The organism is Belnapia sp. AC561 (assembly GCF_979252845.1).
In genome coordinates, this window is record NZ_CEEDBP010000216.1 from 1 (window position 1) to 275 (window position 275).

The following is a 275-nucleotide window of genomic DNA, read 5'->3' on the forward strand; positions in this document are numbered from 1 at the left end:
GCGCGGAGCGGTGAACCGCTATGCCGGGTCGTTGCGCACCATGCTGCTCGATATATCGGAGCAATCGCGAGTCCTCGAACGCCAGGCCGCCGAACTGGCCAGCCTGTCTCAGGCGATCGCCGAGCGCGCCGAAACCCAGCGTGAAGACAATGCGCTGTTGGCGACCGCGATCACCGAGATGTCGGCCAGCGCCCAGGAAGTGGCCGGCAATACCACCGACTGTTCCGACACCGCAGACCGCTCCCTGCTATCGGCCCGTGCCGGTCAGGTCAATG

At 65.8% G+C, this 275-nt stretch carries 1 protein-coding gene; it reads left to right on the plus strand.

Annotation, left to right across the window (positions count from 1 at the left end; genetic code table 11):
• The coding region (locus AC0IW9_RS30815) for a hypothetical protein (protein WP_471652107.1) at positions 1 to 275 on the plus strand (275 nt) is incomplete at both ends.